A 19,160-nucleotide genomic window follows, 5' to 3' on the forward strand; every position below is an offset into this window, starting at 1 on the left:
CCTATTGCCTATTGCCTATTGCCTATTGCCTATTGCCTATTGCCTTTCTAGAATTTATACGAAGCCGTAGCGCGTTCCAACTCAGCTGCCCGGGTTAACACAGCCAGCTGGGCCAGTGAATAATTTAGTTGGGCACTGGTTAATTGAGTGCGGGCATCTATCAGTTCTATTTGCAGGGCCTGCCCTTCGCGAAACCTTCGTTCCGCAAAACGGTAGGTTTCCACAGCGCTTTGCACTTCATCGTTCAATGCTTCCAGTGTTTGTTGGGCAGAACGATAGTTGTTTAATGAGGTGCGCACCTGTAATGCCAGTTGTTGTTCCACATCCTTATACTGGTTCCTGAGCGCATCCAGGTCTAACTGCGATTGCTGGATCTTGTATTTATTATCATTGGCTTTAAACAGGTCCCACTTCATTTGCAGACCACCTAACTGGTAAAACTGGTCGCCATTAAATTTGAATCCGAAACCCTGATAACCGATATTATAGAAGGCATTGAGTTTTGGTACCAGGTAATTGCGGTTCATTTTTATGCTGGAGCCTACTGCTTTTTGAACGCTTTCTAATTTGGTCAGCTCTTCACGGTTGCGAGGCACTTCCAGGGCAGCAGTCATGGGCTGCTCAATTTTTTCAAACAAAGTTGTATCGGCCGTAACAGGCGCCTCCAGGTTTTCATTCAACAAACAATTAAAGTATGCAGCGGCATTCAACTGTTGATTGGTAGCGATGATCAGCGAGGCTTTTACCTGGCTCACCTGGGCCTTTGCGCGCATTACTGATTCTTTGGTGCCCACATTGTTCTGCATAAACTTTTCGCTTACACGCAAATTTTCACCAGCCAGTTTCAGGGCATTATTATATATGTCAACCGCTTTGCCGGCCTGTACATATTGGTAATAGGCCTCTTTTATGTTTTTCACCAACTCGCGTTTGTAGATCTCTATCTCTGCCTGCTGGGTATGGATCAACTCCTGTTTAATAGCTTTGTTATAATAGATATCGGTATTCACCAGTGGCATGGATACTTCGAGGCGGGTATCGTGAAAATCATTTGGCAGGAACGCGATCTTCTGGTTATCAACCTGCGGAAACTTACTTTGACCGGTTATCTGGTTCAGGGTGGAATATACATTGTTCAGCAGGTCGCCAATGGGAATATCCTGAGTACGGCCACCCGAGGCCAGGGTGTATTGCGAATTCAAACTGGCCTGTGGGTAAAACAGGGTTTTAGCCCTTTTCAGATCTACTTCAGCTTTTTGCAGGTCAAAGGTTTTTTGATGCAGGGCCAGGTTACTCTCCAACCCTTTTTTAATGTAAGCATCCAGAATGGCGGTCTGCGCAGCAGCTTGTTGGGCAAAAAGCATCCCCGCAACCCCGAAAATGATCGGGATTGATAGACTTCGTTTCATAAGTCAATCTGTTTTATTTTATAATGTAAATATTATTAACAGTGTTAAGCTTAGTAGTAAAAAAAAACCGTTAGGTTTTCTTTCCAGACACATCCAATGCATTCAATAGCCAGGTCAAACTTTTATTCATCATCGGAACCATTTGATCGCGCGGGACCAGTTTATCGAACCTGTCACGAATAGCCAGGGCCACCATGCCATGCACCATACTCCAGATTGCCATTGCCATTGCATCCACATCCCCTTTTTCAATCAGGTTCTTATCCATGCATTCCTGAAGGGTATTTTTCAGCTTGCCCAGGGCCTGGTCGCCACTTTTCCATTCACAATTGGCATCAAGCGCCTCTAATGCTTCCATGGGTGCTTTTAAAATGAACATCAGTTCATAAAAGGCAGGATTTTCCAATCCAAACTGCAGGTAATATTCCCCCATTTTGGTCAGACGAACGAGCGGGTTCTTTATTGTCCACAGGTCGGTATTATATTCAGCCATTTTTTGAAAACCCAGTTCATGCAGGTTGAACAGGATCTCGTTCTTGTCTTTAAAGTATAGGTAAACCGTTGTGGGACTGTATTCTATAAGATCGGCAATTTTACGGATAGACACATTCTCGAACCCCTGCTCCATGAATAATTTCAGGGATGCGTCGAGGATCATTTTCCTGATCTCCTGCTTTTGTTTCTCCTTTCTCTCCGATATGCCCATAATAGATTAATTAACGACACAAATATACTTAACACTGTTAAGTTTCCAAACAATCACCCTACTTTTTCTAAAATATCTCCAGATCGCCCCTTTGGGGTACGTTTTGGCCACCTCTATATACTTTGCCCATTTACATGAATCTCACTTATTATACAGGTAGACTTTTAGCCACCTTCTGTTCTAATCTATATGAGATTCACTACTACCTTATATGAGATTCACAGATATTCCGTACATATTCCGTACATATCCCGTATATGTCCCGTTTATATCCCGTTCCTTTATAGGTACGGGACATGTAGAGAATAACCACGGATCGGTTACGAGATACATGCAGAAATATAGTATATATAGCATAATACCTAAGTAAATCCGGCTAGGATCGCACTTGGGGAAGACAAGGATGAAGGGTTAATATGAATAGTAGGAGACATGATGTAAAAGCACGAAGATGGGGCCGCCTGGACCTGATAAAACTGATCGCATGGTTACCGCTCACAAGCTGGAAATGTATTTCAGAGACCGTTGAACAAAACGAACTTTCCGTTAAGTTTTGACGACCCTTATTCCTGCACATAATAAACAGATATTCAATTATTTATCTCATTTACAAATTTGCATATTTGAGCATTCTCCTTTTCCTTACATTTGCGACATATCATGGATAAATTCATTGTTTCAGCCCGGAAATATCGTCCGCAAACCTTTGACACGGTTGTAGGACAAGCCCATATTACCACCACCCTGCAAAATGCGATCAAGAACCATCACCTGGCGCATGCATTTTTGTTTTGCGGTCCGCGTGGGGTTGGTAAAACCACCTGTGCCCGTATTCTGGCTAAAACCATCAATTGTGATAAGCCTTCTGCCGAAGGGGAAGCCTGCAATGAGTGTCCATCGTGTAATTCCTTTAATGAAGGCACTTCGCTGAATGTATTTGAACTGGATGCTGCGAGTAACAACTCGGTGGAAGACATTCGGTCGCTGGTTGAAAAAGTAAGATTTGCTCCCGAGCCCGGTAAACATAAAGTATACGTAATTGACGAGGTTCACATGCTGAGCTCGTCGGCTTTTAACGCCTTTCTGAAAACGCTGGAAGAACCACCTTCCTACGCCATCTTCATTTTGGCCACTACCGAAAAGCATAAAATTCTACCTACCATCCTCAGCCGATGCCAGATCTTCGATTTCAAACGCATCACCAACAACGATACGGTAGAACACCTGGAGGGCATTTGTAAAAAAGAAAGTATAGATGCCGAGAAGCCAGCCTTACAGATCATTGCCCGCAAAAGCGAAGGCTGTATGCGCGATGCCCTTAGTATCCTTGATAAAATTGTAAGTTTTACCAGCGGTACCGTTACCTATCAAAATACCCTGGAACACCTGAACATTCTGGATGCAGACTACTATTTTAAACTAATAGACTGTATGCAGAACCAGGACCTGGCCGGCGCCATGTTATTATATGATGACATAGACCGCAAGGGTTTTGAAGGCGATATGGTACTGAATGGGTTTTCGGAATTTCTTCGCAACCTGCTGGTATGCAAGGATGAAAAAGTAGCAGGTCTGCTGCAGGTGGTAGAAAGCTTTAAGGATAAATACATTGCCACCGGACAAAAAACTCCGATTGCCTATTTAATAAGCGCCCTGAACATCCTGAACGAATCCGAGATCAATTTTAAAGGTGCGCGTAATAAACGACTTCATACCGAACTGGCCATTATAAAACTCACCTACCTACAACAGGCGCTTGAACTGGCTGCCGACGGAGATGGCATTTCTAAAAAAAAAGTAGTTGAAGGAGCCCAGTCGGTAGCTTTTCGTAAGCTGGGAATAGTAGAACAAAAGCCCGCCTCCGCCAAGGCTTCGGCGGGCGAGGCGCCGAAAACCGAGATTCCCTCAAAAAAGGTAGATTCTACAGTTAATCGGCCTACAGACGAAGCAAGACTAATTATAGAAGAACCTTCGGTTGGGTATCTTAGTCCGGATGAGGAAGAGTTGAATTATCTCAATTCCATGCATTCCGGTCACTCAGACATGCCTCAACCCAACCAGCCTACCAGGCAACAGGGTAATACGGGTAAAGCAATGCCCAAATTGGGGACACTGGAATCGATCAGGCAAAAATTTGCCGGCAAACAGACAGGTTCCAATATCCCGGTCATTCCCCTTACCCTTGATCAATTGAAACAACATTGGGCCAATTTCTCCCAAAAATTAAAAGATAACAAGAACCCTGCTGCCCAGTCATTTGATATGGCGCAGTTGGTCATCACGAGTGAGAATTCATTCGAGATCGTATCCAACAACAATCTGGAGCAGAAATTCATAGAGGGCGAGCGACGCGAGTTGTCGGAGTACGTGCAACAATGCTTCAACAACCGTACGTTGTTGTTCACTATTGTCGTTACCGACAATCCGGTAGCCTTTGAACCCACGGAGAAACCGCTTTCGACAAAAGAACAGTATATTAAAATTATAGAACAATACCCGCTGGTAAATGAATTGCGGAGTAAGCTGAAATTAGGGTTTGACTAGTTCCCGGTTTTCGGGTCCCGGTAACCTGGAAGCCAGCTGTGGTAATGGATTCAGCATATTGGGAAAAAATGGCCTTCTGCCATTTCAACCTACTGAAGCCAGGATACGGCGCACAAATACAGGCAACCGGTAACCCGGTCCCGGCTCAGCTGGGAGCAACAGGCAACCTTTAGAGTTTTCCAATTGAGCATTTTGCTGTAATTTCGAGCACTCAAATCGAAAAAATCAGAATATCAAATAAGAACTTATGGCTGAAGTGATCTTAATGCCCCGCCTGAGCGATACCATGACAGAAGGCGTGATAGCGGCCTGGCATAAAAAGGTAGGCGACAAAGTAAAGAAAGGCGACTTACTGGCTGAGGTGGAAACCGACAAGGCCACCATGGAACTGGAAAGTTATAAAGATGGCACCCTGCTTCACATTGGTACTGAAAAAGGGGGAAAACTACAGGTAAATGATCTGCTGGCCATTATTGGTAACCCCGGTGAAGACATCAGCTCCCTGATCGGTGGTGGTGGTCAAAAAGCCGCTGCAGCAGCCGCTCCGCAAGGCGGGGAACCAGCCAAAGCCGAACAACCAGCCGCTCAACCTGCCGCAGCCGGTGCAACACTTGATCTGGCCAACATGCAGGAAGTGATCCTGATGCCTCGCTTAAGCGATACTATGACAGAAGGCGTTATTGCCGCCTGGCATAAAAAAGTAGGCGACAATGTGAAAAAAGGTGACCTGCTGGCTGATGTGGAAACCGATAAGGCTACCATGGAGCTGGAAAGTTATAAAGAAGGAAAATTATTATACATAGGTGCACAAAAAGGCGATAAAGTTCCTGTTAACGCCCTGCTGTGTATCATTGGCGATGAAAAGAAAGTAGATGTTGAGAAGATCGTAGCCGCAGCCAAAGGTGGTGTTGCCCCTGCAGCCGCTGCTCAAGGCCAGCCACAAGCTGCCGCTCAACCTACCACAACCGCCAGCGCAACTACTGAAACTGCTGCTCCGGCCGCTGCATCTGCCAGCAATGGCAGAGTGCTCGCTTCTCCCCTTGCTAAAAAATTAGCCGCCGACAAAGGCATTGATATTTCCAAAGTAGCCGGTTCTGGCGATGGTGGCCGTATCATAAAAAGAGATATCGATAATTATACTCCTGCTGCAGGTGGTGGACAGGCTGCTGCTGCAACAACTGCTCAACCTGGTAAAACTACTGCTCCTGCTGTAGCTGGTCAGGTAAGCTTTGAAGATGTACCAGTTTCGCAAATGCGTAAGGTAATTGCCAAACGCCTTGCTGAAAGCAAATTCTCAGCACCTGAGTTCTACCTCACCATGGAAATAAACATGGACAAAGCCGTAGAAAGCAGAGCCAAAATAAATGAAATAGCTCCTGTTAAGATCTCGTTCAATGACATGGTATTGAAAGCCTGTGCCATTGCACTGAAACAACACCCCAAAGTGAACAGCAGCTGGATGGGTGATAAGATCCGCGTTAACCATCACGTGAACATCGGTGTAGCAGTAGCTGTCGAAGAAGGCTTACTGGTACCTGTTGTACGTTTTGCCGATCTGAAATCATTATCACAAATTGGAGCTGAAGTAAAAGATTTCGCGAAGAAAGCAAAAGATAAAAAACTGCAACCAGCCGATTGGGAAGGCAGCACCTTCACCATCAGCAACCTGGGTATGTTTGGTATTGAAGAGTTCACTGCCATCATTAACCCACCAGACTCTTGCATCCTCGCTGTAGGCGCCATTAACCAGGTTCCTGTAGTGAAGAATGGTCAAATTGTTGTTGGTAACACCATGAAAGTTACCTTAACCTGCGACCACCGCGTGGTTGACGGAGCTACCGGCGCCGCCTTCCTGCAAACGCTGCAACAGTTACTGGAAGAACCGCTGAGAATGTTGGTTTAAGCATATTATAACTAGCTATAAACAAAAGGCCCCCGACGATATCGTTGGGGCCTTTTGTTTATAGCACGGTTCCGAATCCCAGATCGTGGGATAACGACCAGTAAAAACAACCTAAATAGGTATAAACCAGCTTTTCCGAAATTCCTGTATAACATCCTCCGGAAGTTCTTGTTTTGCAATGAATGCGGATGTTTTGATCCTGCCAGACCATTTCATAGCTATCCTTTTCAAAGCTATACAATGTCTTTTCAACCGGCACATGCACTACTGTGTCTGCGGGTATCTGCCCTGTTCTATCCTTATATAAGTTATAAACACCGAAATAATCCACGTCAAGCTTATCTCTCCCATTCTTTTTATAGATCATTGCCGATTGCTGACTCACTTCTTTTCCATAATAAGAACATTTGAATTCAAAGAGCTTGTCCTTACCGACTATTATGGTATCAACAGTTGTAGAACCCAAAAATTTGCTGCTTGATTCATACGCTTCAAACCCCTTAAACCGAATGCGGTTATAAACTTTTTCCGGTCCTTTCTTTGTCCAATATGCTTCAACCCGTTTAATACCGGCGCTATCGGAAAACACTCTGAGATAAGGAAAATAATAAGGCAGCTCTATTTTATCAAGTGGTTTAAAATTTACATAATCAAAGTTCACGTAATAAGAAATGTCTGCAACATCACGGTTTAGTTGATGCCTCTTTGGTTTGTTAACTGTGCAACTGGTAAGCTGTAATAACAAAACAAGACAAAAAGTCGATAAAACTGGCAAGACATTAGGGCGCATCGTTGGCATAGTTAGTCTGGTTGATTGTACTAATTTAAAAGAATAATCGCTTAATGGCTAATTATTTTAATAGCTGTGTAGATCCGGTCAATCGGCAATAGTCGATTGCCGGGGGCTTATAGAACGTACATATGGTAAATGGGGAAGTGGTTTGTCTACTCCTGTCTTTTTATCTACTTTTATCTGCAATACTAACAAAACCCTCCATGAAGCCCGTATACCTGTTCGTTTTCGTCTTTGCGTTCTTATCAGCCTGCCAATCAAATAAAAACGGCGAAGCCGGCATACCAATCACCAAAGACTCACTCACAGGCAACTGGATGATCATTAAACTTAGTACAACCAGCAGTAAGAAAGAATACGAAAACATGATGAAGTCTGTTGTCAATCCAATGAAAAATAAAATAGAAGGGGCCATCTATAGCTTCCAACCATCAGGTACTTTGTTGCTGGATGAGGGCGGCCTAACCCTCACAAACGGCAACTGGCAGCTCAAGGACAACAAACAATTGCTTATCCAGCACCAGGATAGTACATCTTCCCCAAGAACAATACCCTTTTCGATTACAGGATACCGAAACGACAGTCTTGTCCTGGAGAACATCTTTGAAAATAAAAAAGAAAACCTGCACATCACCTACACCCTAAAAAGGTTAAAGTACAATTATGCTGTTCCCGATCTTTTCCTCCCCGTACTGAATAAATGGCGACAGAAACCACTTCAGCCTGAAAGCGAAGCAGCCCTTCGGTTACGGCTGAAACAAATATTATCTTACTACTCCGCTTACTTTGCCAATATTTCCCATAACAAAATACTTTTCTTTAACACGGAGAAGGTCCAATGCCCCCTTATGTTCTATAGTGATGGTTTGGGCTTGCGGCCATTTATTATCAGTGAGGAGTGGACTAAACTTTTTTTCGACAACCGGGATGCAGAGAAAGCCTATATCATACTCAAACAATCCTTTGTAAGATTAAAAGACTTTCCAGATAGAGAAAAAAAACTGGCGCTTGCATTTAGTATTTCCCTGGAAACGCTGGCGGATGACCTATAAGTTAAAAGCCCCACTTCGCAGTGAGGCTTTTATGTTTTATGTGGGCTTTTCAGCATTACTCAACTCCCAACAACGCTACCTTTCCGTCCATAGTAGAAACAATCACTTGTTTCTTACTCAACACCCGAACGGTATTCACCATCGAATTATCTATCTTATGCGCCCAAATAGTTTTTTGTGTTGCGGGATCAATGGCATACACCACACCATTACGTGTACCAAAGAAAACCTGTCCGTCTTTTTCAATCAACATACTAGGCACATGTTCATAACCAAAACCGGCATTCATTACCCAGGCCGGGTGTTGCTCCGTTCGACTGGTAGCATAAGCCGCCACCGTATCCTGCATAGTTTTGCCATACACATATTTTCCATCTGTCGACATGCCTATAGATTCGCGTACCCGGGTTTCACTGTTCTTCCATAAGGTAGCACCCGATACCGCATCAATGGCATACAAGGTACGATTAGGACAAACTACATATACAACACTGTCGTGCGCTACTGGTATGCAGGCCGCCGGCGAAAAATTAATTACAGAAAAGCCGGGATCCCATTGCCAGGCCAGTTGTCCATTACTTCTGTTCACTGCATATAGGTGTTTATCCCAGGCGCCAAAGATCACATTATTGCCATAGATAAGCGGCGTACTGACAACAGGGCCCTGTAACCCGCTAAACTTCCAGAAAGCAGTACCATTCTTTAGGTTCAACGCTATGAAATTATGATCGCTGCCGCCAATAAACACCGTATCCTTCACAATCACCGGTGAACCCAGTACCGATGCTTCCGTCCTATATTTCCACATCAGTTGTCCGGTCAATGCATTCAAACAATATACATAACCATCCCCTGAACCCAACACTACTTTTCCGGAACTCACTGCAGGAGATGAAAATATAGCGCCGCTTGTTTTATAACTCCATTTCTTTTTACCGGTTTGTTGCACCAGGGCTGTCACTACCCCGTTTTGATTACCAAATAATACAAGGTTGCTGGCAACTGCCGGTGTTGAGATCACATTCGCATCGGAAGCAAAGGTCCATTTCGGTTTTACCTGTGCGTATTGTTTGTTAATGGCATACGAAGGGCGTTCAAAATTACCAGCCGTATCAACCTTATGCAGCATTATTTTTGTCCAGGGCTGCAAGGGTTCGCCCCCTGGCCGGCGTTCGGTATATACAATAGAATCAGGCGTTACATCAACCAGGTTATAACCACCCAGCGGGGCCTTGGCCCGCAGGTTCGAACGACCCATTACGCCAGGAATACCTTCAAAATTCAGGGCATGGTTGTTATGTCCATGGCCGCAAATGATCATCAGGGTGTTGCGTTGTTTTAACCGGTTGGTAACCTCGTACCAGTTGTCGAGTGCATTATCAATGGGATAGTGATTACAAAATATGATGGGTTGGTTTTTGGGCGTTTTCGCCAGCACACTATCCAACCAAACAATGGCATTACGGGGAACATGGCCATCACTCATGCGCACATAGGGACCGGAAGCGCAACCAATAAACCGGATGCCATTGAAATCGAACTGGAATTTATCGTAACCGAACGTGCTTGTGTAATGATCGCCGCCACTTTCACTCCACCCGGTATCGTGGTTGCCGGGAATAATGTAATACTTCACTTTTAAGCTGTCCAGGATCTGTTTGGCTTTCTGTAGCTGTTCATCGGTGCCCAGTTCGGTAATATCGCCGGTGATTATCACAAATGCCACATCGTTCAACTGGTTAATATCCTGTACCGTACGGCGCAGGTCCTCTTCGGCCGCACCATTGGGTGAACCAATGTGGGTATCACTAATATGTATAAAACGAAATCCTTTGATCTGTGCCTGTCCAAAAATAGCTCCAAGCAACAACATTGAAGTAAAGAATAGCCTTTTCATGGCTGCCAAATTAATGTAATATTAAAAAGGAAATACCAGCAGAAAACGGCAGTTACATTAAATTAACCGATAAGCGTTTTAATCCGTTTCCGCAAAAGCGGCCGTTCAAAAATAGCGGACCTTAATAAAATTGTCATGCAGTTTTGTAATGTTTGCAGTCCCCCACCTACCAATAATGTATAACAGAAAACACACAATAAAATAACCAGCACTGGTTTTACAATGGTATTGTAAATGATGAACCTTTATTTGTATTATTGTCAATTATAAACCCTTGAACCCCTATGCTGCTCAGCATTACTACCTGGTGGCAACACCTTGATTCCTTTGAAAAGATCCTTTGGGGCATTGCCCTTGCTTTTTCTTCGTTCTACCTGTTACAAAGTATGTTATCCCTTTCCGGAGGCGATACCGATCATGCCGATGGCCATGCAGATGGTTCTGCAGAACATGACGAGGGTATGCCACACCAGTTCTTTACCCTCAAGAACATGATCGCGTTCTTTACCATGTTCGGCTGGGTGGGTATTGCCGCCCATGCAGGCGGCATGAGTAAAACAGCCACTATTATCCTGGCGCTGGCTGGTGGAACCACTATCGTTTTACTGATGGTGCTTATAATAAGTAACATGAGCCGGCTGCGACACAGCGGCACCCTGGAAATTGAGAATGCCATCAACCTCACCGGAAGCACCTATTTGTTTATTCCCGCCAAACGCAGCGGTACTGGCAAAGTGCATATAAAAGTGCAGGGCTCGTTGCGCGAACTGCCCGCCATGACCGATGATGAAACTGAAATTGCTACCGGCGCCCTCATCAGGGTGCAGAAGATCATCAACGACCGCATATTACTGGTAACACTGGCAGAAAATAATCTGTCGTTTAAAATATAATTTCAAAAATCAACTTCAACTCTCAAAACAATTGACATTATGGAACCCATTCTGATTGTAGTTGCAGGGGCGGTGCTGTTTCTGTTCATCATGGTCATGTCCATGTTCCGAAGGTACAAACGATGCCCCAGTGACCGCGTGCTGGTGGTATATGGTAAGGTAGGCCGTTCAAAAGACGGTACTGATGGTAACCTGAGCGCCAAATGTATTCACGGTGGTGCAGCCTTTATTTGGCCGGTAATACAGGATTTCAAATTCCTTGACCTGACACCTATTTCCATTGAGGTAAATTTAACCAATGCCCTGAGTAAACAAAACATCCGTGTTGATGTTCCCTCCCGTTTTACTGTAGGTATTTCCACCGAACAAGGTGTTATGCAAAACGCCGCAGAACGTTTACTTGGATTATTACAACCACAGATCCATGACCTGGCCAAAGACATCATCCTGGGGCAAATGCGCCTGGTAGTAGCCATGATGGATATTGAGGAGATCAACAGCAACCGCGATAAATTCCTTGCCAACATTGCTTCTAACGTAGAAGCAGAGTTGAACAAGATCGGGTTAAAGATGATCAACGTAAACGTAACCGATATAAAGGATGAAAGCGGTTACCTGGAAGCGCTGGGTAAAGAAGCTTCTGCAAAAGCCCTGAACGAAGCAAAGAAAAGCGTGGCCGAGCAGGATAGAATGGGTGAAATTGGTAAAGCCATTGCAGACAGAGAGCGTGATGTAAGCATGAAGCAAACCCAGAAAGAGCGCGACGTTCAGATCGCTGAAACACAACGCGACCGCGATTCCCTGATCGCCGTTGCAGAAAAAGATAAAGAGATCCTGATCGCTGCCGCGAAAAGAGATGAACAAATTGGTAAAGTAGAAGCCGACAGAGATACCCGTATTAAATCGGCGGCAGCCAACTCTGTTGCCGTACAGGGGGAAAACCTCGCCAAAATACAGATAGCGGATTCAGAAGCTTCGCGTCGTGAAAGAGAAGCAGAAGCCCTGAAGCGGGCGATGGCTGCAGAAAAAGTACAGGCAGCTAAAGCGTTGGAAGAAGCCTACCTGGCCGAACAAAAAGCAGAAGCTGCCCGCGCCGACAGGGAACGTGCTTCGCAAAACGCCAACATTGTGGTAACGGCCGAAATACAAAAACAAAAAGCCATTATTGAAGCACAGGCCGAGGCGGAGAAGATCAGGGAAAAAGCAAAGGGTGAAGCCGACGCTATCTTCGCCAAACTGGAAGCGGAAGCGAGAGGTATGTATGAGATCCTGACCAAACAGGCCGAAGGTTTAGACAGGATCGTTAAAGCGGCAGGTAACAATCCGAAAGACGCCGTGCTGTTGCTTATCTCCGATAAACTGCCTGAACTGGTGAGGATGCAAACAGACGCTATCAAAAACATCAAGATCGATAAAGTAACGGTTTGGGAAAACGGGCAAAACGGATCTGACAAAAGCTCCACCGCCAACTTTATATCCGGTATGTACAAAGCAGTACCACCGTTAAAAGATATTTTTGATATGGCGGGCATGGACCTCCCAGGTTACCTGGGCAATTCAAAAAAAGAAGAGAAAGCAGCCGACAACACTTCAAATGATCTTATTGTAAAGGAATAATTGAACAAGGTAATTAATACCTATCTTTAAAGAGTCCTCCCGATTTAATCGGGAGGACTCTTTAATGTTACGAGCCTCTACCATTCAATTATTACGTTTTCATTTTTCGTTCTTCCTGTTACCGGTATACCTGTTTGCCGTTAGCCAGGTACCGGTTATTCATACCGCACATGCGGTTTTGATATTTTTCATTCTGCATTTCCTGGTATATCCATCCAGCAACGGGTACAACTCGTACATGGACCGCGACGAAACACCTATTGGCGGTATTAAGAATCCCCAACAGCCAACGCGCCAGCTATTTTATGTTAGTATTGTTATGGATGTGGTGGCTGTTACATTAAGTCTTTTTATAAGCTATTGGTTTACTATTTGCATAATAACTTACATAGCCGCCTCCAGAGCGTACAGCTACCGGGGCATCAGGCTTAAAAAACATCCGGTGGCGGGCTATATGACGGTAATATTATTTCAGGGCGCCGTAACATATTTTATGGTATATCACGGAAGCAGCATCGACTTAACATTAACAGTGCCACCAACAGATATGGTGGCAGCCAGTTTACTGATCGGCGGCTTCTATCCCCTCACCCAGATCTACCAGCACGAAGCCGACAAAAAAGACGGTGTAATTACCATCAGCGCCTTACTGGGCTACCGGGGTACTTTTATTTTTGTTGCCCTTGTGTACACCATGGCCATGAGCGTGCTGGCCCAGTCTTTCTTCGCCCACCATGAACAAAAAAAGTTTTTTGTCTTAGCAACTATGATGCTACCCATTCTCGTATATTTTTTCAGGTGGGCAGGTTTGGTGTGGAAAGACACCCGCCATGCAAATTTTACCAATACCATGCGTATGAATATGCTGGCGTCCATCTGTACCAACCTGGCTTTCCTTACCTTATTAATCTGGAGGGGATTTGAGTAAAATAATTGCCATCGGTACCGCTGTGCCCGCATTCCGGCATAAGCAGGAAGACATACTGCAGTTCATGCAGCTTATTTATTCCTTTACTGAAACCGACAAACGCCGGTTACGTTTTCTGTATCATCAAAGTCATATTGATACCCGTTATTCGGTAATTCCCGATTATAGCCGCCCCTGCCAGGAATGGAAATTTTATCCGCATACCGAAAATCTGGAACCATTTCCCTCCCTTGAACATCGTATGGTGTGGTTCCAGAAATACGCACCACAGTTATCAGTGAATGCTATCCGCGACTGTCTTGATGGCAAACTGTCCAAATCGGAGATCACCCATTTGATCACCGTTAGCTGTACGGGTCTTAGCGCCCCTGGATTAGACCTTCAGGTAATGGAGTTGCTCGATCTGCCGCGGCATACCGTTCGCTCTTCCATCAATTTTATGGGTTGTTATGCCGGCATTCACGCCTTAAAAACAGCCGATGCCATTTGTCAGGCCGACAAACAGGCAAAAGTGCTGATCGTATGTACAGAGCTGTGCACCTTACATTTTCAACGGGAACCAACGATGGACAACATTGCATCGAGCCTGTTATTTGCCGACGGCAGTGCTGCGGCCGTTGTTACAGCCGATGAGCATCCCGTTAAAGGGCTGCACCTCGATGGGTTTTATTCAGAAGTGATCCCCAAGGGCAAAAAGGATATGGCCTGGGAAGTATCTTCCACCGGCTTTTTAATGACGTTGAGTAGTTATATCCCCGACCTGCTGGAAGAAGATTTTACCCAGCTAACCAACAGGGCCCTGGCCAAAAGCGGATTAACCCGGCAGGATATTTCGCACTGGTGCATACACCCTGGCGGAAAAAAGATACTGGAAACCGTTCATAAGACACTGTCGTTTCAAAAGGATGAACTGCAGGCATCGTATGATGTAATGCAGCAATATGGGAATATGTCGTCCCCTTCTATACTCTTTGTACTGAAAAAAATGGCGCCCACCCTACTGCACAACCACCACGGAAAGGAACACCTTTTTGGCGCAGCTTTTGGACCTGGCCTCACTATGGAAACATTTGTAGCATCAACGAATTGCTAATATTTCATTCGGTTGATATTGGGGTTTCGCGGGTCAGGCAGAAAATCATATATTACAAACGTGAATTTTCGCCACAGATCATATCAATCCGAATTGCTCGACCGTCCGGATATTCCTTTTGATGACATTGAACGGAATATGCAGGAATTAAACTTTATCAATACCTGGCTGGGCGGGCATGCCATTACCCTGAATGGAGTGGCGGCACTGGTGAAGGCAAAAGGGCCGACTTCGGCCACCGAAGCTTTCCCTCAGGCGGTTACTATTTGTGAAATTGGCTGTGGCGGCGGCGATAACCTAATGGCCATTAAGAAGTGGTGCGAAAAAAGAAATATCCCGGTGGCATTTATTGGCATCGACATCAACCCCCACTGTATTGAAGTAGCAGCCAGGCGATTGTTCAGTAATATACAATTGATCACCGCTGATTATAAAGAAGTAGAACTGGAAACACCCCCGGATATAATTTTCTCCTCATTGTTCTGTCATCATTTCTCCGACCGGGAAATGGTAAAACAATTACAATGGATGAAAACCAACGCCCGGCTTGGGTTCTTTATAAATGATCTGCACCGGCACAAAGTGGCATACTATTCCATTAAAGTATTGACCAATTTGTTCTCGAAAAGTTATCTTGTTAAACACGATGCGCCCTTATCTGTTGCCCGGGGTTTTACAAAAGATGAATGGTTACAATTTTTCAATATAGCCGGTATTAGTGATTATAGTATAAAATGGAAATGGGCCTTTCGCTGGCTGATTGTATCAAAAAACAAGTGTGATTAAGTTTTAAACGGAACGTGAGCCTTCAACCCAAATATGATATCGCCGTCGTTGGCGGTGGGCTGGCCGGACTAGCACTGGCCATTCAAAGTGCGCGTGCCGGTTATAAGACGGTGTTGCTGGAAAGTCAGAAATATCCTTTCCATAAAGTTTGTGGTGAATATATAAGTCTTGAAAGCTGGAATTTTTTACAGGACCTGGGTCTGCCGTTAAGCGATATGCAGTTGCCCATCATTAATCGCCTGCTTATTTCCACACCAAACGGAAATTATATAGAAAGTACCCTGCCACTGGGCGGCTTTGGCATCAGCCGGTTTACCATTGATAAACTGTTGGCCGACATAGCCCGCCAGGAGGGCGTTACCCTGCTTGAAGAAACCAAGGTGGTAAATGTTATCTATCGCAACAATACATTCCTTGTATTCACCAATAAAGGTGATACCGAGGCAACCGTGGTTGCCGGCGCCTATGGCAAACGTGGAAACCTTGATGTAAAATGGAAACGCCAGTTCACTAAAGTAAAACCCAATAAGCTTAACCACTATATAGCTGTAAAATATCACATCCGCACCCACCATCCCGCCGACCTGATCGCCCTCCACAATTTTGAGAATGGATATTGTGGAATTTCCCAAATTGAGGAAAACAAATATTGTCTTTGTTATTTAACTACGGCAGCCAACCTGCGTAAATGCCGGAACGATATTAGCATTATGGAGAAGGATATTCTGAGGAAAAATCCGTTCCTGGAGAAGATCTTTTCCAACGCAGAAATGTTATACGAAGAACCGTTAACTATTTCCCGGATCTCATTCAACAAAAAAACACAGATTGAAAACCATGTTCTGATGATTGGCGATACCGCCGGCCTTATTGCTCCATTATGTGGCAATGGGATGAGCATGGCGCTGCACAGCAGCAAACTCGCCTTCGAAGAGATCAATTCGTTCTTACAGGAACGAATTAACCGGTACGAAATGGAAATTCAATACACCCAGCAATGGGAAAAATATTTTGGCCGACGCCTGCAGGCGGGCCGGTTGTTGCAAAGCTTTTTTGGAAGCAGCATCTTATCCAACGTACTCATTAAAATGGTCAAGCCCTTTCCAAAGTTTGTAGCGTTCCTAATACAGCAAACACATGGTAAACCATTTTAAGAAAAAATGGTTATTGCACGCTCTATGTTCACTACTGGTTTACACAAATGGTTACACGCAAAATTATTATCCGCTTCAGGGCAGTAATTATGCAGGCAGCCTGGGCATTGGCAATAACCCCGCCTCCATTGTTAATTCTCCCTACCAATGGGATGTTGCCATTCTGGGCATTCAGAAAAAGAATGCCACCAACAGCGTTATATTTAATAACTGGTCGTTCTTCAGCGATCCTCGAAATGCGCACTACAGATTCAGGGAAGGCGACTTCAAGAGGTTTGCTTATGACGACTTAAATGTAAACCTGCTCAATACGCGCATTGGCATCAACCGCCGGCAGGCAATTGGCTTTGGGTTGAACCTTCGCAGTTACGTACAGGGCAGTACGGGGCCCATCAATTTTGTAGATACGCTTAAAAGCACCCGTGATTTTTTTGATCTGGGCAACTACAACCGTAATCTGCACGGCGATGTTACCCACGCCGGCTGGATAGAATTCTTTATTACCTGGGCGCAAACCATTTGGGACAACCCCGACTCCCGGCTGAATGCAGGTATAACCGCAAAAGTATCCCGTGGTATTTCAGGCGCCTACGTCAATGTCCTGAACGGCAGCGCCACCCAAACGGTGCACAACAATACCAGTGACTATACTTTGCAGGATGTATTTGCTGAATATGAATATTCAAACAATTACGACGGCTGGCAAAAAGAAAAAGGAAGCAAACAGAACCTACGCGATTTTTTAAGCCATTCTCAAGGCGGCTTCTCCTTCGACCTGGGGGTTGAATACCTCGTTAAATCGCAACAGATCACTACTGTATGGGACGATGACACCTATTACGATTACGACTGGAAGTTCGGCGCTTCCTTGCTTGATGTGGGGTTTAACCAGTTCAAATATGGCACCAACAGCCGTAAGATGAGCGGCTTTCTGGACAATATTACGGACACTGTAATAGATATCCGTTTTGATGATATAAACAAACTACAGGAGTTTAATAATGAATTACCGGGTATTGTGAGGAGCATAAAGCAACCTACCGGTACATTTCATATTGTAAATCCAACCCGCCTGGTGTTAAATGTAGACCATTTTATTACCGGGGCCTGGTATATAAACGGTAATGCCTCGCTGAATCTATCATCTTTTACCGGTGTTCAACGACGCCTTACCGAATTGAATATGTTAACCCTGACGCCTCGTTGGGAAACCAAAAAGCTGGGCTTCTTTCTTCCTATACAATTCAACACCAAAAAACAGTTATGGATAGGCGGCGCCGTTAAATTAGGCCCCTTGTTATTAGGTTTACACAACTGGGCCAATGTGTTTAGTAAAACCAAAATGCAAAATGGCGGAGGTTACCTGGCACTCATATTACGACCAGGAAGGAATACTGGTGAACGTCCCGACAAAAGGCTCGATTGCCCACCGGGGAGATGATCACAAAATATATAATTAATAAAAATGCTTTAGCTTAACAACAGGATACTGTCTTTTTATTAGTATTTTGTAATAATTGTCTATTGTACATCACCAATATAATCAAATACCTTTAACTCAACCTGATTTGCATGCACCCGGTAAAACTGATCCTAACTGCCCTATTGCTGGTAAGCACCATCTTCGGTTACAGCCAGCGTAAGAAAAAAACGAAAGACGATTACTTTGCTTTTGATGAGAACTGGAAGGGCTGCACCGACCTGAAAAAAGCAAAATATTTCACCCGGCGAAAAAAAATAACCGATTCCTGCTGGCAATGGGATACATACAATATGTATGGGCCATTGATCAAATCCGGGCAGTATTTCAATGATAGTGCTACGGTGGCACATGGCCGCATCATCGTTTATAATAAAAAGGGAAATGTAGATTCTATCCGCACTTATTCGAGGGGAATTCCGCATGGTACCTGGTATATCTATACCGATCCGCTTTACGATATACAGCAAACCTATAACATGGGCGTTCTGGCAGATACAAAACAAACAGTAAAAATAAAAGGCAAAAAACCCAAAGACACCACTGTAAAAGAAGAGAAAGAATCAGCCTTCGTTGGCGGGGCCCCAGCCTGGTTACGATACCTGAACCGGAACCTCCACTATCCCGAGCGTGCCTTACAATCACGCATCACAGGCCAGGTTATTGTTAATTTTGAAGTTGATACAACAGGTACCATCGGCGACATGTATATGTACCGTTCTGTTGAATTTTCCCTGGATGAAGAGGCGATGCGCCTTATTCATGAATCGCCCAAATGGGAACCTTCCACGAAGGAAGGCAAACCGGTAAAAGCTTATAAACTGCAACCCCTGATTTTTGATCTCGGTCAGTAATTTCAATATATTTTGAAAATTCAGAAATAGAACTTATTTTTGTGTGGTAGA

15 protein-coding genes are annotated in these 19,160 nt (G+C 44.6%); 11 read left to right on the top strand and 4 right to left on the bottom strand.

Annotation, left to right across the window (positions count from 1 at the left end):
* Positions 1-47: 47 nt before the first annotated feature.
* Both J7I42_RS01790 and J7I42_RS01795 read right to left on the bottom strand, forming a co-directional pair.
* Positions 48-1,409, bottom strand: a complete 1,362-nt coding sequence (locus J7I42_RS01790) for a TolC family protein (RefSeq protein WP_209137055.1) — start codon at positions 1,407-1,409, stop codon at positions 48-50.
* 70 nt (positions 1,410-1,479) lie between these two features.
* On the bottom strand, positions 1,480-2,115 hold the full coding sequence (locus J7I42_RS01795) for a TetR/AcrR family transcriptional regulator (RefSeq protein WP_209137056.1): 636 nt from the start codon (positions 2,113-2,115) through the stop codon (positions 1,480-1,482).
* Between the two features lie 660 nt (positions 2,116-2,775).
* Here J7I42_RS01795 and J7I42_RS01800 point away from each other — a divergent pair.
* Positions 2,776-4,659, top strand: coding sequence for a DNA polymerase III subunit gamma/tau (locus tag J7I42_RS01800; RefSeq protein ID WP_209137057.1), 1,884 nt, complete (start codon positions 2,776-2,778; stop codon positions 4,657-4,659).
* Between the two features lie 247 nt (positions 4,660-4,906).
* Positions 4,907-6,562: a pyruvate dehydrogenase complex dihydrolipoamide acetyltransferase gene (locus J7I42_RS01805; RefSeq protein WP_209137058.1), complete on the top strand. Its 1,656-nt coding sequence runs from the start codon at positions 4,907-4,909 to the stop codon at positions 6,560-6,562.
* Positions 6,563-6,620: 58 nt separating this feature from the next.
* On the opposite strand, the gene J7I42_RS01810 is transcribed toward J7I42_RS01805, so the two are convergent.
* On the bottom strand, positions 6,621-7,223 hold the full coding sequence (locus tag J7I42_RS01810; protein WP_209137059.1) for a hypothetical protein: 603 nt from the start codon (positions 7,221-7,223) through the stop codon (positions 6,621-6,623).
* Between the two features lie 335 nt (positions 7,224-7,558).
* Between J7I42_RS01810 and J7I42_RS01815 the strand changes: the two genes are divergently transcribed.
* Positions 7,559-8,407: a hypothetical protein gene (locus tag J7I42_RS01815; protein ID WP_209137060.1), complete on the top strand. Its 849-nt coding sequence runs from the start codon at positions 7,559-7,561 to the stop codon at positions 8,405-8,407.
* A gap of 55 nt (positions 8,408-8,462) precedes the next feature.
* Here J7I42_RS01815 and J7I42_RS01820 read toward each other — a convergent pair whose 3' ends face one another.
* Positions 8,463-10,304, bottom strand: a complete 1,842-nt coding sequence (locus J7I42_RS01820; protein WP_209137061.1) for an outer membrane protein assembly factor BamB family protein — start codon at positions 10,302-10,304, stop codon at positions 8,463-8,465.
* A gap of 284 nt (positions 10,305-10,588) precedes the next feature.
* On the opposite strand from J7I42_RS01820, the gene J7I42_RS01825 reads away from it, so the two are divergent.
* From J7I42_RS01825 to J7I42_RS01860, 8 genes are all read left to right on the top strand, one after another.
* Positions 10,589-11,197 carry a hypothetical protein gene (locus J7I42_RS01825; protein WP_209137062.1) on the top strand — a complete coding sequence of 203 codons (609 nt, stop codon included), beginning with the start codon at positions 10,589-10,591 and terminating at the stop codon, positions 11,195-11,197.
* 39 nt (positions 11,198-11,236) lie between these two features.
* Complete coding sequence (locus tag J7I42_RS01830) at positions 11,237-12,814, top strand: flotillin family protein (RefSeq protein WP_209137063.1); 1,578 nt, start codon at positions 11,237-11,239, stop codon at positions 12,812-12,814.
* A 64-nt stretch (positions 12,815-12,878) separates the two neighbouring features.
* A complete protein-coding gene (locus J7I42_RS01835) occupies positions 12,879-13,742 on the top strand; it encodes a UbiA family prenyltransferase (RefSeq protein WP_209137064.1) in 864 nt (287 codons plus the stop codon).
* Positions 13,735-14,835, top strand: coding sequence for a type III polyketide synthase (locus J7I42_RS01840; RefSeq protein ID WP_209137065.1), 1,101 nt, complete (start codon positions 13,735-13,737; stop codon positions 14,833-14,835). Before J7I42_RS01835 ends, J7I42_RS01840 begins: the two co-directional genes overlap by 8 nt.
* A gap of 60 nt (positions 14,836-14,895) precedes the next feature.
* Positions 14,896-15,621, top strand: coding sequence for a methyltransferase domain-containing protein (locus J7I42_RS01845; protein WP_209137066.1), 726 nt, complete (start codon positions 14,896-14,898; stop codon positions 15,619-15,621).
* A gap of 14 nt (positions 15,622-15,635) precedes the next feature.
* Complete coding sequence (locus tag J7I42_RS01850; RefSeq protein ID WP_209137067.1) at positions 15,636-16,775, top strand: NAD(P)/FAD-dependent oxidoreductase; 1,140 nt, start codon at positions 15,636-15,638, stop codon at positions 16,773-16,775.
* Complete coding sequence (locus tag J7I42_RS01855) at positions 16,759-18,216, top strand: hypothetical protein (RefSeq protein ID WP_209137068.1); 1,458 nt, start codon at positions 16,759-16,761, stop codon at positions 18,214-18,216. Before J7I42_RS01850 ends, J7I42_RS01855 begins: the two co-directional genes overlap by 17 nt.
* Positions 18,217-18,347: 131 nt before the next feature.
* Positions 18,348-19,109 carry an energy transducer TonB gene (locus tag J7I42_RS01860; RefSeq protein ID WP_209137069.1) on the top strand — a complete coding sequence of 254 codons (762 nt, stop codon included), beginning with the start codon at positions 18,348-18,350 and terminating at the stop codon, positions 19,107-19,109.
* Positions 19,110-19,160 lie beyond the last annotated feature (51 nt).

This window comes from Niastella soli, assembly GCF_017742245.1.
GTDB lineage: Bacteria > Bacteroidota > Bacteroidia > Chitinophagales > Chitinophagaceae > Niastella > Niastella soli.

Excerpts from the sequence above, each read along its gene's own strand:
- J7I42_RS01835 (WP_209137064.1), top strand. The coding sequence starts at position 12,879 with ATGTTACGAGCCTCTACCATTCAATTATTACGTTTTCATTTTTCGTTC.
- J7I42_RS01815 (WP_209137060.1), top strand. The coding sequence starts at position 7,559 with ATGAAGCCCGTATACCTGTTCGTTTTCGTCTTTGCGTTCTTATCAGCC.
- J7I42_RS01825 (WP_209137062.1), top strand. The coding sequence starts at position 10,589 with ATGCTGCTCAGCATTACTACCTGGTGGCAACACCTTGATTCCTTTGAA.
- J7I42_RS01790 (WP_209137055.1), bottom strand. The coding sequence starts at position 1,409 with ATGAAACGAAGTCTATCAATCCCGATCATTTTCGGGGTTGCGGGGATG.
- J7I42_RS01805 (WP_209137058.1), top strand. The coding sequence starts at position 4,907 with ATGGCTGAAGTGATCTTAATGCCCCGCCTGAGCGATACCATGACAGAA.
- J7I42_RS01795 (WP_209137056.1), bottom strand. The coding sequence starts at position 2,115 with ATGGGCATATCGGAGAGAAAGGAGAAACAAAAGCAGGAGATCAGGAAA.
- J7I42_RS01800 (WP_209137057.1), top strand. The coding sequence starts at position 2,776 with ATGGATAAATTCATTGTTTCAGCCCGGAAATATCGTCCGCAAACCTTT.
- J7I42_RS01830 (WP_209137063.1), top strand. The coding sequence starts at position 11,237 with ATGGAACCCATTCTGATTGTAGTTGCAGGGGCGGTGCTGTTTCTGTTC.
- J7I42_RS01855 (WP_209137068.1), top strand. The coding sequence starts at position 16,759 with ATGGTAAACCATTTTAAGAAAAAATGGTTATTGCACGCTCTATGTTCA.
- J7I42_RS01860 (WP_209137069.1), top strand. The coding sequence starts at position 18,348 with ATGCACCCGGTAAAACTGATCCTAACTGCCCTATTGCTGGTAAGCACC.
- J7I42_RS01820 (WP_209137061.1), bottom strand. The coding sequence starts at position 10,304 with ATGAAAAGGCTATTCTTTACTTCAATGTTGTTGCTTGGAGCTATTTTT.